The following is a 17,740-nucleotide window of genomic DNA, read 5'->3' on the forward strand; positions in this document are numbered from 1 at the left end:
TTATGGTTATCAAGTATTTTTCTATTTCCCAAATTAAGGATGAAATTATTTTTTCATTTTATCCTTACTTCATCAGTAGGTATTACTTGGAATATTTATACCTTGATTCTTTTAGGGGCAAGAGATCATTTTAATTCAGGTAATATTGAAATAATTATTAATAATATTAATGAGTATTCTTTTGTTTTAATTCGTTGGTTCTTTCCAATTAGTATAATAACTAGCACACCTACATTCATTATACCTATTATTTGTTTGATTTTTATAATATTGACTATCTCAATTGGTAGATCTAAAGAATGGATTTGTATTAAAATTATGATCTTTACATACTTTTTTTTAATGATAGTGACACCGTTCTATAAGGTATTTGGAGGAGGTTTACAAGAGGCTGAAAGATTCTCATCAATAACATATCCATTTATTCTCATTTTTATTTTGTATGTATTCCAAAAAATATATTTAAAATATAGAGTTGTTTTATTTATTGTTTTATTTATTGTTTTTTATCAATTGATTAGGTGGAGTAAGAGTTATTATGAATTTCATAATATTCATTCTATGAAGTTATCGTATATCGAAAAATTATTTTAAGAATAAGGAGTCTCTTTTTAATACATTTTGATAAGAAATAATATTCTTTTCAGAAAAAGTAGGATCGTATATAAGGTGTTTTTTAGGCAAAGATATGTAATTTGAAGTAAGGGAGTATTCTTCAACTAAATCTGGAGAATTAATATTCCCAATGTCTAATAATGTGTGAAATAAATATTGAGTTTCAAAAAAAATATTTTTATTTTTTTTGATGTTTTTTATTTTTTCTGAATAAGTATTTATATAACGTTTATTAGGATAGAAAAATAATGGCACTTCAAGTTGGTAACGGGTAGCAAAACCTCCATGCCCTCCTAATTGCCTTCTATCATCAAATAAGTTTTCTCCATGATCAGATACGTAAACTAATATTGATGGTTTCGTTGATTTATCAATAAAGGTTATTAAATTATTTAAAACATAGTCGGTATATAATATACTATTATCATATTCATTAATACTATTAATATCTGAATTTGTAAATTTGATGAATTCTTTTGGGTACCTATTTTTGTAATTTAAGTGACTACCTGAACATTGAAGTATGAATAAATTTGAACTTGTTTTATTTTGTTTAATGAGTTGTTTTAGCTTATTGACTAATTGATTGTCATAAGCAGTTCCTATATGATTATTAATATATGGAGCATAAAAATATTCGTTGCTTTCGTATTTGTAACTATCTAATATAGATAAGTCTAACCTAAAATTTTGTCTCGGACCTGAATTAAGATAAAATGTTGTGTATAGAGCTTTTCTATAGTAAGATAAGATTGATGGGACTTTATTAATATCATTGAATGAAGTGGATAATGCTTTGCTTAAAATAAGAGGTACTGACCTATATGTATTAGTTGCATTTGAAATTGTGTTATTATATTTTATGATATCTTTTTTAAATAAGAAAGGAGTTGTGTTATTTTTATAACCATATATACCCCAGTGATCTTTCCTTGATGATTCACCAAGAACTAAAATAATGTTAGTATTAATATTATTATTAAGAGTAACATCTAAAGGATATTCATTAATTTTTTTTTCGCGCTTATTATTTTTTGAAGATTCTTTGTGTAAATCCCTAAGTGATTCAACGATAGATAATGGATAGTTTAAATTTCTAATTTCTAAGTAATGATAAGATAAAACTAAGCTAAATGAGAAGATTAATAATGTAGTTGATATAAATTTGTAAATTATTTTTTTACCAAAATCTATGATTAAATAATAATTTTTAATTATTAAATAATAAAGGAATGATTGTATGGAAATTACTACCGTAATTGTAACTATATATTGTTCAATATATTCATATGATTCATAGATATTGCTATTTATTATTGCATATATTATTTCAGGATTTAATGGAGATAAATTAATTGTATAATTAATTATACCTAGCGTATTAATGATAATTAAAGGAACAGAAATTATGATAAATAAAATAGGTAGATTTATGATTAGTAAATTAAGTAATAATAAGAGTAACAATAAAGAACCAAAGAGAGGATGTAATGGTACTCTCATTGTATTTAACTGCTTAACATGAATTTTTTCACTTAAAATTAGCCATCCTAAATCGTAACTTGCTAATGCTAAATAGATAATAAATGAAATAAAAATTATCTTAAATATATAAAAACCTTTTAATTTAAATGACATAATTACATTACTATCTTAAGAGGTATAATTTACCAATGTTTTGTTTAAATAAATTGTCTTTAGATGTTTCTATATGTTTAAATTCATTATTTGTTTTTTGAGGAATTATTACTCTATATAAATACACGCCATTAGCTAGTTGATCCCCAAACTCATCTTTCCCATCCCATGCATATTCAGAAATATTGGTACCTATTCTTATTGGTCCAAGTTCATCCTGAAATATTTCTTTTACAACTCTACCAGTGACCGTCATAATTTGAATTTTCATCTGCATAGGAACTTCTATTCCTGTAATTTGAAAAACAAATTTAACTTTATCGGAGAATGGGTTAGGGTAAGGATATATATTAGTAATTCCTGCTTCTTTATCAATTTTAAAAGAGACTTCAAGAAAAGGTCTTTTATTGGAGGTTTCTATAGATCCTTTTCCAATTACATTTCCAGTTACATCACTTCCTTCAACTCTAAGTGTGTATTCTCCTGCCTTTAATAAATTATCAATGTCTAATAAATTATCAGGAACTGCTTCATTTATATTAAAACTTGCTATTATTTGATTTTGTCCTTTTACTGTCTTTATATCAAACGATGTTGGTTCAATTAAAATGTAATCTACTGATGACTTTTCATTATTATCTATTGTAACTTCAGCACTCAAATAAATTTTTAACAAGCTATTATTTTCAGTATTAAAATAATCTTCTAGGTTTAAATATGGATTTTCATCTAATAAACTGATTGTTACTGAAGCACTAGGTGATACGATATCCTTATTCATTATTCTATCTCCATCAAATAAGACCTCAATATTTGGATTAGTTGAATCACTTAATACATTCATTTTTCCATATGCATAATTATTATTAATATAATTCTCTAATTGTTTTTGATCTTGATTGACGAAGAACGTAAGATTAGTTTCTCCAATAATTTTTTGTTCCCAATTTTTTGGGTTGTAAGTAATATTATATTCTCCCCTAGAGATAATTGGTGGTAATACTATTGAATCTAAGTATGTATTAGACGATGATTGATAGTTTATAGTGGTAATTAAACTATCAGAAAAAGCCTTTGAAGAAATATTTTTGAAGGTGAAATTATAATTAGATTCTTCACCTTGTTGAATAGTACGTGTAGTCGAATTATCATTTAGATTATTATATATTATTACACCTTCAGGAAGTTCTGCATATGAAACTCGCCAATTTTTTAACTGTGGTGGTATTGGCGTTATTAGATTGTTACTTACTAAATTAGATCGAATTCTAATTAAATTATATTGATTAATATTATTTATTTCAGACTGTAAATCAATTCCTTGAGACGAAGTGCCACTATTAAATGTATAAAGATCTGTACTCTGATATGTGCCATCACTAAGCAAATCTAAACCTTGAACAGTATTAATAATATTTCCATTACTATTATCTACATTAATCCAAAGTCTCTCAAAATTATTTGAGGGACCAATGGGAGAACTATCTATGAATCCTTCTGTAATATTTGGTTGTATTGAAAAATCTGATTCTAATTCCTTCATAGTATCAGATCCATATTTAACCTGAGGTATGAAGCTCTGGTCTTTAAATTTTAACCAACCAATGAAAGGTGTTCCAGGAGGTAAATTTTTTAAAGCATCTATATCAAAACCTGCAACTCTCATAGCTTCCATATTTAATCTATAAGCATCTAGGTCTTCTTTTTTAGTAGTGTCTGGATTAAAGTTAAAATTACCAGCACAGAATGCTAAAATATAATCCCCATCTTTTAAATATTGTGTTTTTGGATATTGGAAAAGAGAATAAGGTCCATATTTAGTAATAGGTTCAATTGGGTAATCTTCATCATTAATATTACCTTGGTAGCCAGATCGATTTAAATCTTCCGAACCTAATTTAATAGAAACACTAGGATAACCTGGACCACAATATCTATTTGCCCACCAATAAGCATCAGCAGGAATAATTTCTCCTGAAGCTTGATCAAAAATCATAAAAATTAAAGCTTCAGTTTTATATTTTTTTAAGCAAGTTTTACTTGTAATTAATGTGTCCCCATTAAGAGTAACTTTATATGAAAAATCACTAGCTCCTGTAGTTTTGACATTTATCTCAACTTTATTATTAGGAAATGTCCATTTTAGTTTATCATTTTTTTCCTCAAGGTTTAATGCACGTCTATTATTTGAATTCATTTGATAATAATCACTTTGCATCCAACCAAACCCATTATTTTTATTTAAATACGTAAATGATATTGTTTCCCACGTTGCATCTTTAAGATCTTTAAATTTAACACGTGCATATATTACAGTCGTGTCTTGTATGTTTAAAGATGGTAAATCTCTTAGGTTTATTGATGTTTCTAAAAGTTGGTTACCAGTTAATTCAATAGAAGATTTATTAAAAAATGTAGAGTCAGAATCAATTTCTAATATAAATGAGTGATCTTTTTTAATGAAACTATAATCAAAAATACTAAACTTTATATTTGAATCATGAATAACAGATTCATTTTTGGGATATAATATAGATACTTTATCCTCTACAAATTCTTGAGAGAAAGAATAACTATTATTAGATAATGTATTCTCATAATCGGGATCTGTTGTTGTTACGCCATTCTCTGTACTGTCAGAACCAATAATAATAATAATATTATTTAAACCACTTCCTTCTGATTTATCTTCTTCAGAGTTTAAAATTTTTAATGAAATAGGGGTTGAATTAAATGGAGGAGTAATTGATGTTATAAAATTTGATTTAGAAAGTTCTCCTGATGGGTATCGTCTTTTAATTTCAATAAATAATTTATTTCGACTAAGATCTATTTTTCCTAAATTATCAATAGTAAAATCTAAAGTATAGAAATCATCATCTGAGTTTATGGTATTTGATGATTGGGGTTTAGTTTTTATTGATTTTGTATTTATTGAAAAATCAATTTTAGATGGAGATATCTTAATAAATGGATCACCTTGATATCCAAACTGTTCTACAGTTGCTATTCTAGGTAAAGAAGGGTTCCCCTCTAAAGATTTTTCATGTGTTTTTAAAATATGATAACCTATACTTTTTCCAATTTCATCTTTATAAGTAGCTTCATAGTAATTATCACCAAATACTTCTAATTCATAACTATTACCTAAACCTGATTTTGCCATAAAACCTATTGCTCCTTTATTAGGAGTTTCAATCCAATCTTCTCCCCACGATTTACTTGTAGTAAATAAATTACCACCACCACATCCACTCATTAATATAAATGGATACTTACCTTGATTAGCATAGCCTTTAGTTGGATCACTAGCATATCCTATATCAATATCGGCAGACTCTGCAGAAGAGTGACCAAAGAAAGTCATTAGACTTATACCTTGATTAACTACCTTTGTTACATCTACAAACTCAATAACGCCATCACTCTCTCTACTAACAGTTTCAACAGTTCCTCCTTCTAATGTATCTATAAAAATTGCACTATAGTTATCTATTATACCTTTAAATTTTTCTTGTTGACTAGCGGTAGCTCCTCCACTTAAATGTAGAGCCTTTTTACGCCATAAAGCATCAAATTCTAGAGCTTCGTGCTCTTGTACTTTTTGTAGGTAATTGATAATATCATCATAGGTTATAGCAGCTATTCTTCCAATTGGAACTACACCTAATTCATTACCATCAAAACCCATAGAATAAGCATTATCTGCACCAGGATATCCAAATGTTGGTATATAGTGCTTTCCCCTTTCTTGAGTATATGTTTTTTCATAGGGATCATCATTTAAATCTAACCCCTTGCCTAAAATTAATACATTATTTAGGCTCTCATTTCTAAGGAGGTCAATAGTATTTCTTACAGCAAGAGGAGTGTATTCTCCCCAAGAAAAAGTATTGTATAATTTATTAATTTCGGCTATATATACGTTGTTACTACCGCCAGTAGGTGACTTTCTGTAATTGGCATAAGAAGTTACAGCTTCATATTTCATTAATTCTTTATGTGAAATAATTAAGTAGTTATAATTTAAAGTGGAATTTGTAAGATCAAATTCTGCTTTAACTAAATTACTTACTGATTTTGAAGAAGCACTAAAATATATCTCAGCTTTTTTATTATTGTTGTTTGCATCAATGACACATTCATAATTACCACCAGTACTATTTTTTGCATACAAACTAGGTGAATATGGGTTATTTATATTATAAAAATTGCTGGAATTACTTGATGGAGCAGTAATTTTCTTTTTTATATCTGAGTACAAAAAGAATTTTTTATCAGTATTATTTATTGATGAGTGTAATTGTGGGTAAGTCAAAGTAAAATACATAATTCCTTGCTGATTGATATCAGTAGGTTTTGAGCCGGTATTACTATCACTTATAACAACAACAGTTCCTTGATTACCACTCCCAAAATCCAATAGGTCTAGTTCTAAAGAGATTTCTTTGCTAACTTCATACTCATTTATTGTGAATGGAGGATAAATTGAGTTACCAGCTTTAAAATTAAATAGTGCTTGGTTAGAAGAAAAATTTAATACTCTTGATTCTAAAGTTGCTGAAAATGAAGTTGATGATTCATTTAGATCTTCTACTTGTAGTTGGAAAGTTGTTGCTTGTGGCTCTTTATCTGGATTATAAGTAGTCCAAGATCTAGGCCCCCTAAAAGAGCTACTAAAAGATGTTCTATCACTACCATTTGTAGATTCTCCTTGACTAAAAGAAGTTCTTAAATCAAAATTTCTTTTAGGCTCACTAGCATTTTTTTTAATGTAAGTTTCTGTATACCAATGTTCAGTAACTAAACTAGCACCACTAGGATCTGCATTTAAGGTTTCTATTCTTTTTGGTGGTGTACTGATATTAACCACATCAATACTTAAAAAATAAACAGCGGTTTTAGAATATATAGGCTGATATGGGTTGTACAGTTCTGTAGTATCTCTAAATAAATAACGGTCGGTTTGTCCATCATTTGGTTCTCCATAAAACTCAATATAATCACCGGTATCAAAGCTGCCGTCAGATTCTCCTTCAATGTGAATAGCAATTTCTTGCCCTCTTCTAAACATTCTAAAATTACGAGGATTTTGAGAAGTAACTTCATTTCCTAATTCAGAATAAGTTAATCTATAAATACCATTTTCTCTTACCTCCATTCTATAAAAACGCTTGCCATTAACAAGGTTTCTCCATGTGTTAATTCTATCCATTTGGGAGCCTTGACCAATAGATGTTTTTGGAATGAATAGAAAAATTAAATATATAAAGAGTACGAAAAATCGCATATGATAAGTTCGAATAATGAGTTAATTAAAAAGCCTATATCTAAAATTAATAGAATCTGACAATAATACACTAATTTCGGAGTGTAGACCGTATATATTTACCGAAAAAATTAGGCCAATCAAGTGAATAATATTTTTGATACTAAAATTGAGTTTTTAAAAGGAGTAGGAGCTGTTCGTGCAGAAATTCTAAATAAAGAGTTGGGAGTGTATACTTTTGGTGATTTATTAGAACAATACCCTTTTCGTCATGAAGACAGAACTCGCTTTTATAAAATTAATGAAGTAGTAACTGATACAGCTTATGTTCAGATGATTGGTCGTCTTACGTTTGTAAATTCTATTGGTGAAGGTAGAAGTAAGCGTTTGGTAGCTACATTTTCTGATGAAACTGGAGAAATGGAGTTTGTTTGGTTTAGAGGAGCAAAGTGGGTAGAGAAATCACTGAAAGTTGGAATGTGGTACATAGCTTATGGCAAACCCCAGCGTTATGGTTTTAAATTTTCCATTTCGCATCCAGAATTAGATGAATACGATCCTAGTAGTGTGACACCTCAATCTACATCAGGAGGGTTGGTTCCCGTGTATCACACTTCAGAAAAAATGAAGACAAAGAAAGTGGATAGTAGGGTATTAGCTAAATTAACAAGAACTCTTTTAGAAAAAGTCTACCATAATATTTCAGAAACTTTACCAGAATATTTGATTAAAGAACATAATCTAATATCAAAAGGGTTGGCCGTGGCATGGACTCATTTTCCTAAGAATACAGAAACACTTAATCAAGCTAAGAAAAGGTTAAAATTTGAAGAGTTGTTTTATCTTCAATTAAAAATTATTGCTTCTAAAGTAGGGAAAAGGACTGATAAATATAGAGGGCAAATATTCACAACAATTCCAACCTTTAATGATTTCTTTAATAATCACCTTCCTTTTGATTTAACGGGTGCTCAGAAAAGAGTAATTAGAGAAATTTATAATGATATGCGAAGTGGCTATCAGATGAATAGATTATTACAAGGTGATGTTGGTAGTGGTAAAACTATAGTGGCATTTATGTGCATGCTTATGACTCTTGATAATGATGCTCAATCAGCTTTAATGGCTCCTACAGAAATTTTAGCTCAACAGCATTATAATGGACTTAAAGAGTTTGCAGATGCAATGGGAGTTACTATTGAGTTGCTCACAGGGTCTTCAAAAACTAAAACTAGAAGAAGAATTGATGAAACTCTTAGAGATGGCTCTTTAAAGATAATTGTGGGAACACATGCACTTATTGAGGACAAGGTAGATTTTTACAATTTAGGTTTATGTGTAATTGATGAACAGCATAGATTTGGAGTTGCTCAACGTGCTGCTTTATGGAAAAAGAGCAGTAAAGCAAAACCACATATGTTAGTTATGACAGCAACACCAATTCCAAGAACTTTAGCAATGACTGTTTATGGTGATTTGGAAGTTTCTGTTATAGATGAATTACCTGCTGGTAGAAAGCCGATTATTACATGGCATAAATTCGAAAAAGGGCGCTTACGTGTTTTTGGTTTTCTAAAAGAACAAATTGAATTAGGTAGACAAGTCTATATTGTGTATCCTTTGATTGAAGAATCAGAAACACTCGATTATCAAAATTTAATGTCAGGATATGAAAGTGTAACGAGAGCTTTTCCTGATTATAAAGTGAGCGTAGTTCATGGTAGAATGAAAGCAGCTGATAAAGATGCGGAAATGCAACGTTTTGCTGAAGGAAAGACGGAGATTATGGTAGCAACTACTGTAATTGAAGTAGGTGTGAATGTTCCTAATTCTACGGTTATGATTATTGAAAACGCAGAGAAATTTGGTTTAGCACAATTGCATCAACTTAGAGGGCGTGTAGGTAGAGGTGGAGAGCAATCGTACTGTATTTTAATGACTGGTGATAAACTATCTAAAGATGGTAAAGTGAGAATTAAAACAATGGTAGACACAACTGATGGTTTTAAAATTGCTGATGCTGATTTAAAATTACGTGGACCGGGTGATATAGAAGGAACACAACAAAGTGGAGTTCTTGATTTAAGACATGCAGATATTGGAGCAGATGCGGCTTTATTACAAGAAGTGAGAGGTATTGCAGAAAAAATACTTGATGAAGATCCTGACTTGCAGAAAGAAGAAAACCAATTGATAAAACATCAACAGAGTTTATTAGTGAAAAAGTCTTCTACAAATTGGAGTAGAATCAGTTAACCTAAATAAAAATAATTATATAAAAAGAAAGGCATCAAATTTTAAAATTTGATGCCTTTTTCAGCAGAGAGTGAGGGATTCGAACCCCCGGTACCTCGCGGTACAATAGTTTTCAAGACTACCGCATTCGACCACTCTGCCAACTCTCTATGTGCTATCTTTTTGTGATAACGGGTGCAAATATGTAGGTAATTTATTTAACAACCAAATTATTGAGGGAGAATTATTATAAAAATATAATAAAATTACTTCTTGGAATAATTATATAAAAAGAAAGGCATCAAATTTTAAAATTTGATGCCTTTTTCAGCAGAGAGTGAGGGATTCGAACCCCCGGTACCTCGCGGTACAATAGTTTTCAAGACTACCGCATTCGACCACTCTGCCAACTCTCTATATGCTATCTTTTTGTGATAGCGGGTGCAAATATGTAGGTAATTTATATAACTACCAAATATTTTATTCTTTTTTTAAAGATTTGGAGGGAATATTTTCAAAAAAGCTGCAATAAATGGTGCAGATAATAATAAACCATCAAATCTATCTAAAAATCCACCATGCCCAGGAAGTGTTGTTCCAGAATCTTTTATACTCATACTTCTCTTAAAAAGAGATTCGACTAAGTCGCCATAAGTACCTGTAACTACAATAATAATAGCAATAGTAACCCATCTCCATGCTTCTAAGGAAGTATAAAAATGTGAGAATATTAAACTAACAGTTACTGCTAGTGCAGCTCCTCCAATACTACCTTCCCAAGTTTTCTTTGGAGAAATACGCTCAAATAATTTTCTACGTCCAAATGTTTTTCCAGAAAAATAAGCTCCAGAATCATTTGCCCATAGAATAAGCATAGCACCAATTAGAATTTCGTAATGGTATCTAGTATCAAAAAATACATATGCATGTATTAATGAAAACGGAACTGCAACGTACATCACTCCTAAAAATGTGTAAGCCAAATTTTTAAAAGGCATTTTATCTCCTTTACTGTATAACTTGATAAGATATGCAGAAGAAAACCCTACAAAAACTAGATACATCCATCTAGAAGATATCATATCTAATTCAATAAAGAATGTAAGACAGTAAATAAGAATCCCTAGAAGTGTTCCATAAGTTCTTAATGGTAAGTGTTCCTCTAATCTTAGTAGCTTATAAAATTCTAACATTGTAGCTACACTGATTATAAGGAATAAGCCGAAATAGGTCCAGGCACCAAAATATATGGCTCCTATCATTCCTACTCCGCCTAAAAATCCGACAATAACTCTTTGGGTTAATTCGGAGCGATTATTCAAATTGAACATCTTGCTTAATTATTAATGTTGCTTGCTCAGCAACTGATTTATCAACATAGACCTCTCTATAACCAAAAGCATTATAAGAGGAGTCTCTTTTGTCTAAAATAACGGCATTAATGCCTCTTTCATTTAAAGTTTCTTTTACAATTTCAGCTTGGTATAACTGATCGCTAGAGAATACTTTTTCCCAATTAGTTTTTGCCATAGTCCTCAATTTAGTGAATATTCTGTTTTGTTCAAATAGAGTTTTCTGTAATACATTAATAGTGCTATTGCTAGAATACTACTCAAAATAACGATATACCACTCAGGAGCCTCAGCAGCAAAAGGATTCGCCATTTCTTTTAGTAATTCTTCTTTATTAAAATAAACACCAATAACTGTTAGTGCATTATTTGTAATATGGGCTATAATGGAAGGGTACAAACTTCTTCCCGACCACAAAAATAAGTATCCTAGTAAAACTCCCAAGAACATTCTTACAAAGAAACCATAAAATTGCATATGAATAGCAGAAAATATGATAGCAGTAAGCCATATTCCTACGTGGACATTCTTAAATATACCTTCTAAATACCTTTGTAGAAAACCTCTAAAAACTAATTCTTCTCCAATTCCAGCAAAAACAGCAATTACAAGTAACCCTAATAAGAACTCTCCTGTAGATTGAAAATCTACTAAGAATACAGTTAATTGAGCTAGTTGAATTTCTTTTGCCTTAAGGCTAGCTTCTAATGAGGCTAAACTCGAAGGGAAATCAATATGTTGGTTCCAAACTAGTAATGCAGACCCAAGAGGCAAAAAAGCTATAATTATAAAAATAGCAATTACCCATTGCTTCTTATCTGCTACTAAAGTATTTCTTAATGTATTTAGAAGTGCTTTATCATACCAAAAACCAAAAGCAATAGGTCCTAGTATAAAGGTAAAAAGTGCAGATATTCCTTGAACTATTAACATTATAGTTCTATTGTCTTGTGCTGATATACTATTAAATATTGCAGTTACATCAAAGTCATATATTGGAAGTAAAATAGCAACAACTACTGCTTGCCCAATAAATGTAAAAGCGATGATAAATAAGATCAGAAAAAGAAATTTTTTAAAATAATTGAACGGATCTTGATTCATTTCTATGGTCTATTATCGAATTCTTATAAATTTGCAATTCAAACTGAAAGGATGTATTTCCTAATAGTTGTTACAAAACATACTCATAATTAGGAAATTATGAACCGAATTGGTTTATAGGGAGTTTCCTAATATGTAGCAAAGATACTTTTTTATATAAGAGTATAAACTACATATTTTGCTAAACATTTAAAATGCTTTAATCAAGTGGTAAAAATAGGTGATTTAGAGGTCAAAGATTTTCCTTTATTATTAGCTCCAATGGAAGACGTAAGCGATCCTCCATTTAGAGCTGTTTGTAAAGAAAACGGGGCTGATTTAATGTACACAGAATTTATTTCTGCTGAAGGGTTGATACGTGATGCTGCAAAAAGCAGAATGAAATTAGATATATACGATTACGAACGTCCAATTGGTATTCAAATTTTTGGAGAGAAGATAGATTCTATGCGTCATGCTGCAGCAATTGCAGAAGAGGCTAATCCAGAAATTATTGATATTAATTATGGTTGTCCTGTAAAGAAAGTAGCGGGTAGAGGTGCTGGTGCTGGTATTTTATTAGACATTGATAAAATGCAAAGCATGACCGAAGAAATCGTGAAGCAGGTGGAAAAGCCTGTTACCGTAAAAACACGTTTAGGATGGGATGATAGTACCATTCGTATTGTTGAGGTTGCTAAACGATTGCAAGATGTTGGAGTACAGGCTTTAACAATTCATGGTCGTACTCGTGAGCAAATGTATAAAGGTGTTGCTGATTGGACTAAAATTGCTGAAGTTAAAAATCACCCGGATATTCATATTCCAATTTTTGGAAATGGCGATATAGATTCCCCTCAAAAAGCAGTTGAGTATAAAGAAAAATACGAGGTAGATGGTATAATGATTGGTCGTGCTGCCATTGGTTACCCTTGGATTTTTAGAGAAGTAAAACATTATATGGAAACAGGTGAAACTCTTGCTCCCCCAACCATGGAAGAGAGAATTAGCACCGTAAAACGCCATTTAAATTTCTCTGTAGAATGGAAAGGTGATAAAACGGGTATTTTTGAAATGCGTAGACATTATACTACATACTTTAAAGGTATTACTCATTTTAAACCTTTTAGAATGCGTTTGGTCGAAGCAATGGATCAAGACGAAGTTTTAAATATTCTAACTGATGTTGAAGAAGCTTTCGAAAAACAAATTATTATTTAATAATGATTCAGTTTTCTAATATATTAAATCCAACAGTTTAGTTTTAAGCTGTTGGATTTTTTAATGTTGATAACTTTTTATTATTAAATGGAGTATACTAGAAGAATTAAAAAGTTATCAACAATTTATGTTGGTTGTAGCTATTTGATTATAAATTTATACCACCTTACACCTAAATTATTAACTTGATGCAACTCAAATCTTATTTTTTCATTCTTATTTTATTTACTTCAGTAGTAAGTTATTCACAAACATCAAAAGAATTCAACATTGATAAAAACAATGTGGCCGTAGGAGGTTACGATGTTATAAGTTATACCGAAGGAAAAGCAGAAGAAGGAACCAAAAAGTATATTTCTTCATTTCAAGGTGTTGATTATTATTTTACATCAAAAGAACATGTTGATAAGTTTTTATTAGAACCTGAAAAATATACACCTGCTTATGGTGGGTGGTGTGCTTATGCCATGGCTGATAAAGGAGAAAAAGTGGATGTTAATTACGAAACTTTTGTTATTCAGAATGGAAGGTTGATGTTATTTTATAATAAGTTCTTTTCTAATACTTTTGAAGATTGGAAAGAAGAAGGCCCTGATAAATTAGAAAAGATAGCAGATAAAAATTGGTCAAAAATTATACATTAAATTACATATAAGAGAAGGTTTCAATGCTGAAGAAACTTTCTTTTTTTTTGTTTAATGTCTCGTCCTGAATTAGTGTTACACAAAACGTAACATTATGAATGAAGATCAAGAATATCAGTACACTAAGCGTACGCAAAAAGATTACAGCTACTCTTTTAAATTACAAGTTGTAGATGAAGTGGAACGAGGGGAAATAGGTATAACAGCAGCAAGACTTAAATATGGAATACAAGGTCATGGTACCATCCGTACTTGGATAAGAAAGTATGGTAATTTAGATTGGGATAATAAATCTGATTTAAAAATGGGAAAGACACCAGAACAAAAATTATTGGAGCTAGAACAAAAGGTTCTATTATTAGAGAAGCAAAAAGCTTCTTTAGAAAAACAACTCTACGTAACAGATAAAAAAGCAATTTTCTTTGATATGATGATCGATATTGCTGAGGATGAGTTTAATATTCCTATTAGAAAAAAGTCTTTACCCAAGCAGTTGACCAATTCAAAAAAGAAGAAAAAATAGGAGTCAAACCGACTTGTGAATTGCTTGGGTTAAATCGACAAATTTATTATCGTTCGAAAAGGAAAGTAAAAAAGAATAATAGTATTGCATCTAAAGTAGTAGACTTAGTGAAAAGAATTCGTTTGAAGCAAACTAAAATAGGAACAAGGAAATTATATCAATTACTTCTTCCTGAATTGCAATTACTAAATGTAGGTAGAGATAAGCTTTTTGATATCATGAGGGCTAATCGACTCGATATCAAGCCTAAAAAACAATATCATGTCACTACAAATTCTCATCACAGATTTAAAAAGCATAAAAATCTTATTGAGCATTTGGAAATAAATAGACCTGAACAAGTATTAGTTTCTGATATAACTTACATAGGTGAGCGAAGTAACCCAATGTATCTCTCCTTGGTAACAGATGCTTATTCTAAGAAAATAATGGGGTTAAACGTATCAGATAGTTTGAATGCAAATGGAGCTATTGCAGCATTAAAAGAAGCACTGAAAAATAGAAACTATGTTGATTTACCAATGATACACCATTCAGATAGAGGATTACAATATTGTAGTCACGAGTATCAACGACATCTTCAGGAAAATAAAGTATTGTGCTCGATGACGGAATCTTACGATCCTTATCAAAATGCGGTAGCAGAAAGAATAAACGGAATTCTTAAGCAAGAATTTATTTTAGGAATAAAAATTAATGATCTCGATTTAATGAATAAATTTATTAGAGAATCTGTATATATTTACAATAATGAAAGGCCTCATTGGAGTAATTATATGAAGACACCTGTTGAGATGCATCAGCAAAGTGAAATAAAAATGAGAACTTATAAAAGTAAAAATAGCACCGAGTCTACACCCGATGCTATCAATATATAATAGTCTAAACCTGTAACGCTATGGACGGACTAGACATAAATTAATTCCTAAAATAACTCAAAACCATCAATTTATACTATTGATCCAAATAGATGTAAATAGACTTGTCCTTAACAACATTTCTATTTTCTATTTATTATGAAAAGGATTGTATTATTTATAAGTATTTTAATACAACTGTTTAGTTGTGAAAAGGAAACAGAAATGGAAAAGATATATAAATCGGTAACTATTAACGGAGATGAAATTTCTTATTTCAGAATAGGTAAAGGAGAACCATTATTATTACTACATGGTGCATTGGCAGATAATAGAATGTGGAATACGCATAGTGATATTCTTGCAGAAGATTTTGATGTTATTGTTCCTACTCAGCGTCATTTTGGAAAAAATGGTCCATCAGATAAACCATTTGGTATAGAAACTCATACATCAGATATTATTACATTATTGGACCAGTTAGAGATAGATTCAGTGCATGTAGTAGCATGGTCATATGGTGCTGATATTGCTTTGAATTTAGCAACAAAAATCCCTAATAAACTAACTTCTTTATATGTTTATGAACCCGGCTTCCCAGGTTGTTTAGATGATAATGAGATGAAAGTATTTGGTGCAGATGCAAATGAAATGTTTGGACCTATATTTTATGCAGTACAAGAACATAAATTAGAAGAAGCTGTAGAACTATTAATTGATGGCTCTGGTAATTATAAAGGTTATTTTCAAAAACAAACTGAACAACTTAAAAGAGAACAGCTAGAAAATAAAAATTCTTTACCATTACAGTTATCTCAGTCAGAACAACCTAATTTGGATAAAGAGGCTTTATCGAAAATAACAACTAGAAGCCGTGTTGCCTACGGAGAATACACAAGAGATTTATTTATGGTTGTATCTAACGCCGTCTATTCTAATTTACAGAATAGTAGTATTGATAAAGTAGAAAATGCAACTCATATGTACCCTATGGAAAAGCCACATGAGTTTTCAGACAAAGTAAAATCTTTTATTCAAAAATAATGAAGGCATCCCTTTTGAGGATGCCTTGCTAGTTTATATGATAACCTGTGAATTGGTAATTAATATGTGCTCTTTATAGCCGCAACTTGATCAATTCTTTGCTGAGCAATATCGATCGCTACTTGTTGCGTATTGATGTTTTGGGCAGCAGATTGCTCAAATACCTTCAATGTTTGGTCGTAAACAAACTCACATTTGTTCCAAGACCACTCTTTTGATGTTTTAATAACTTCTGCATAAACATTAATTACACCACCAGAATTTATTAGAAAATCTGGAGCATAAAGAATACCTTTTTGCATAGCTAAATCACCGTGTATTTTTTCATTGGCTAACTGATTGTTTGCACAACCTGCAATGATAGAACATTTTAAGCGTTCTAAAGTCTCATTATTTACAGTGGCACCTAAAGCACAAGGAGAGTAAATATCTACATCAAGGTCATAAATTTCGTCTAAAGAAACTCCCTTAATACCATATTTATTTACCACGTCTTTAACACGGTCTTCGTAAAAATCTGATACATAAATTTCACAACCCTCTTTTACTAAGTGCTGAATTATATACTCTCCTACATGACCAGCGCCTTGGATAGAAACCTTTTTACCTGCTAAGCTATCTGTACCAAATTGCTTTTTAGCAGCCGCTTTCATACCCATATATGTTGTATAAGCAGTAAATGGAGATGGATCACCTAAACCTCCACGAGTTTCTGGCATTCCACTCACATAAGAAGTCTCTGCTGCAATATGTTCCATATCGTTGGCATTCATTCCTACATCTTCTGCTGTAATATATTTTCCATTTAAATTTTTCAAGAAACGGCCGTAAGCTCTAAGCATTCCCTCAGACTTATGTTTTCTTGCGTCACCGATAATTACGGCTTTTCCTCCACCAAGGTTTAAACCTGCAATAGAGTTTTTGAAAGTCATTCCTCTAGATAATCTTAAAGCATCATTGGTTGCTTGTGCTTCATTTTCATACATCCACATTCTTGTACCACCAAGGGCAGGTCCGAGAACTGTATTATGAATAGCTATAATAGCTTTTAATCCTGTTGATTTTTCATGGCAATAAACCACTTGCTCATGTCCCATGCCAGAGACCTCTTCGAATATTGAGATATCTTCCATTTATTTACGGTTAATTGATTAATCTTAGATCACTAGATTTTTGTGGAAGGCAATTTACATTTTCAAATAAGTAAAACAATATTGATAAGAGCGAATCAAATTGTGATAAATTGCAAAATATTATAC

General features: G+C 30.5%; 13 protein-coding genes and 2 tRNA genes. 7 read left to right on the forward strand and 8 right to left on the reverse strand.

Annotated features, from left to right (window positions below; genetic code table 11):
• Nucleotides 1-39: 39 nt before the first annotated feature.
• A complete protein-coding gene (locus tag KM029_RS14660) occupies nt 40-594 on the forward strand; it encodes a hypothetical protein (RefSeq protein ID WP_144073967.1) in 555 nt (184 codons plus the stop codon).
• Here the strand turns inward: KM029_RS14660 and KM029_RS14665 are convergent.
• The gene (locus KM029_RS14665; RefSeq protein ID WP_144073968.1) at nt 586-2,253 is read right to left on the reverse strand and encodes a phosphoethanolamine transferase; all 1,668 of its coding nucleotides are present in this window, start codon (nt 2,251-2,253) and stop codon (nt 586-588) included. The two genes, KM029_RS14660 and KM029_RS14665, sit on opposite strands and share 9 nt — an antisense overlap.
• Before the next feature lie 10 nt (nt 2,254-2,263).
• Nucleotides 2,264-7,543 (reverse strand): putative type IX secretion system sortase PorU2, encoded by a 5,280-nt coding sequence (gene porU2, locus KM029_RS14670; RefSeq protein WP_144073969.1) that lies wholly within the window; start codon nt 7,541-7,543, stop codon nt 2,264-2,266.
• A 123-nt stretch (nt 7,544-7,666) separates the two neighbouring features.
• Between porU2 and recG the strand changes: the two genes are divergently transcribed.
• Entirely contained in the window at nt 7,667-9,778 is a 2,112-nt protein-coding gene (recG, locus tag KM029_RS14675; RefSeq protein ID WP_144073970.1) for an ATP-dependent DNA helicase RecG, read from the forward strand.
• A gap of 64 nt (nt 9,779-9,842) precedes the next feature.
• Here recG and KM029_RS14680 read toward each other — a convergent pair.
• The 5 genes from KM029_RS14680 to KM029_RS14700 all read right to left on the reverse strand — a co-directional run bounded on the left by KM029_RS14680 (nt 9,843) and on the right by KM029_RS14700 (nt 12,213).
• Nucleotides 9,843-9,927: transfer RNA gene (locus tag KM029_RS14680), tRNA-Ser, on the reverse strand.
• A gap of 161 nt (nt 9,928-10,088) precedes the next feature.
• Nucleotides 10,089-10,173: transfer RNA gene (locus tag KM029_RS14685), tRNA-Ser, on the reverse strand.
• A 75-nt stretch (nt 10,174-10,248) separates the two neighbouring features.
• Nucleotides 10,249-11,088, reverse strand: a complete 840-nt coding sequence (locus tag KM029_RS14690; protein ID WP_144073971.1) for a phosphatidate cytidylyltransferase — start codon at nt 11,086-11,088, stop codon at nt 10,249-10,251.
• Nucleotides 11,072-11,287, reverse strand: coding sequence for a putative signal transducing protein (locus KM029_RS14695; RefSeq protein WP_144073972.1), 216 nt, complete (start codon nt 11,285-11,287; stop codon nt 11,072-11,074). The genes KM029_RS14690 and KM029_RS14695 overlap by 17 nt, the downstream gene beginning before the upstream one ends.
• A 5-nt stretch (nt 11,288-11,292) precedes the next feature.
• Nucleotides 11,293-12,213, reverse strand: coding sequence for a CPBP family intramembrane glutamic endopeptidase (locus tag KM029_RS14700; protein WP_144073973.1), 921 nt, complete (start codon nt 12,211-12,213; stop codon nt 11,293-11,295).
• Nucleotides 12,214-12,420: 207 nt separating this feature from the next.
• Between KM029_RS14700 and dusB the strand changes: the two genes are divergently transcribed.
• The 5 genes from dusB to KM029_RS14725 all read left to right on the forward strand — a co-directional run bounded on the left by dusB (nt 12,421) and on the right by KM029_RS14725 (nt 16,481).
• Nucleotides 12,421-13,413 carry a tRNA dihydrouridine synthase DusB gene (dusB, locus tag KM029_RS14705; protein ID WP_144073974.1) on the forward strand — a complete coding sequence of 331 codons (993 nt, stop codon included), beginning with the start codon at nt 12,421-12,423 and terminating at the stop codon, nt 13,411-13,413.
• A gap of 188 nt (nt 13,414-13,601) precedes the next feature.
• Nucleotides 13,602-14,057, forward strand: a complete 456-nt coding sequence (locus KM029_RS14710) for a YHS domain-containing (seleno)protein (RefSeq protein WP_144073975.1) — start codon at nt 13,602-13,604, stop codon at nt 14,055-14,057.
• A gap of 94 nt (nt 14,058-14,151) precedes the next feature.
• The gene (locus tag KM029_RS14715) at nt 14,152-14,580 is read left to right on the forward strand and encodes a transposase (RefSeq protein WP_205125428.1); all 429 of its coding nucleotides are present in this window, start codon (nt 14,152-14,154) and stop codon (nt 14,578-14,580) included.
• Between the two features lie 20 nt (nt 14,581-14,600).
• Entirely contained in the window at nt 14,601-15,458 is an 858-nt protein-coding gene (locus KM029_RS14720) for an IS3 family transposase (RefSeq protein ID WP_215586340.1), read from the forward strand.
• A gap of 204 nt (nt 15,459-15,662) precedes the next feature.
• Complete coding sequence (locus tag KM029_RS14725; protein ID WP_158631072.1) at nt 15,663-16,481, forward strand: alpha/beta fold hydrolase; 819 nt, start codon at nt 15,663-15,665, stop codon at nt 16,479-16,481.
• 59 nt (nt 16,482-16,540) lie between these two features.
• Here KM029_RS14725 and KM029_RS14730 read toward each other — a convergent pair whose 3' ends face one another.
• On the reverse strand, nt 16,541-17,614 hold the full coding sequence (locus tag KM029_RS14730) for a Glu/Leu/Phe/Val family dehydrogenase (protein ID WP_144073977.1): 1,074 nt from the start codon (nt 17,612-17,614) through the stop codon (nt 16,541-16,543).
• Between the last annotated feature and the right edge of the window lie 126 nt (nt 17,615-17,740).

The sequence above is a fragment of the Flammeovirga kamogawensis genome, from assembly GCF_018736065.1.
Classification (GTDB): domain Bacteria; phylum Bacteroidota; class Bacteroidia; order Cytophagales; family Flammeovirgaceae; genus Flammeovirga; species Flammeovirga kamogawensis.

Coding starts and splice junctions, on each gene's coding strand:
- KM029_RS14660 (WP_144073967.1), top strand. CDS start 40: ATGAAATTATTTTTTCATTTTATCCTTACTTCATCAGTAGGTATTACT.
- KM029_RS14665 (WP_144073968.1), bottom strand. CDS start 2,253: ATGTCATTTAAATTAAAAGGTTTTTATATATTTAAGATAATTTTTATT.
- porU2 (WP_144073969.1), bottom strand. CDS start 7,543: ATGCGATTTTTCGTACTCTTTATATATTTAATTTTTCTATTCATTCCA.
- KM029_RS14690 (WP_144073971.1), bottom strand. CDS start 11,088: ATGTTCAATTTGAATAATCGCTCCGAATTAACCCAAAGAGTTATTGTC.
- KM029_RS14695 (WP_144073972.1), bottom strand. CDS start 11,287: ATGGCAAAAACTAATTGGGAAAAAGTATTCTCTAGCGATCAGTTATAC.
- KM029_RS14700 (WP_144073973.1), bottom strand. CDS start 12,213: ATGAATCAAGATCCGTTCAATTATTTTAAAAAATTTCTTTTTCTGATC.
- KM029_RS14710 (WP_144073975.1), top strand. CDS start 13,602: ATGCAACTCAAATCTTATTTTTTCATTCTTATTTTATTTACTTCAGTA.
- KM029_RS14715 (WP_205125428.1), top strand. CDS start 14,152: ATGAATGAAGATCAAGAATATCAGTACACTAAGCGTACGCAAAAAGAT.
- KM029_RS14725 (WP_158631072.1), top strand. CDS start 15,663: ATGGAAAAGATATATAAATCGGTAACTATTAACGGAGATGAAATTTCT.
- KM029_RS14730 (WP_144073977.1), bottom strand. CDS start 17,614: ATGGAAGATATCTCAATATTCGAAGAGGTCTCTGGCATGGGACATGAG.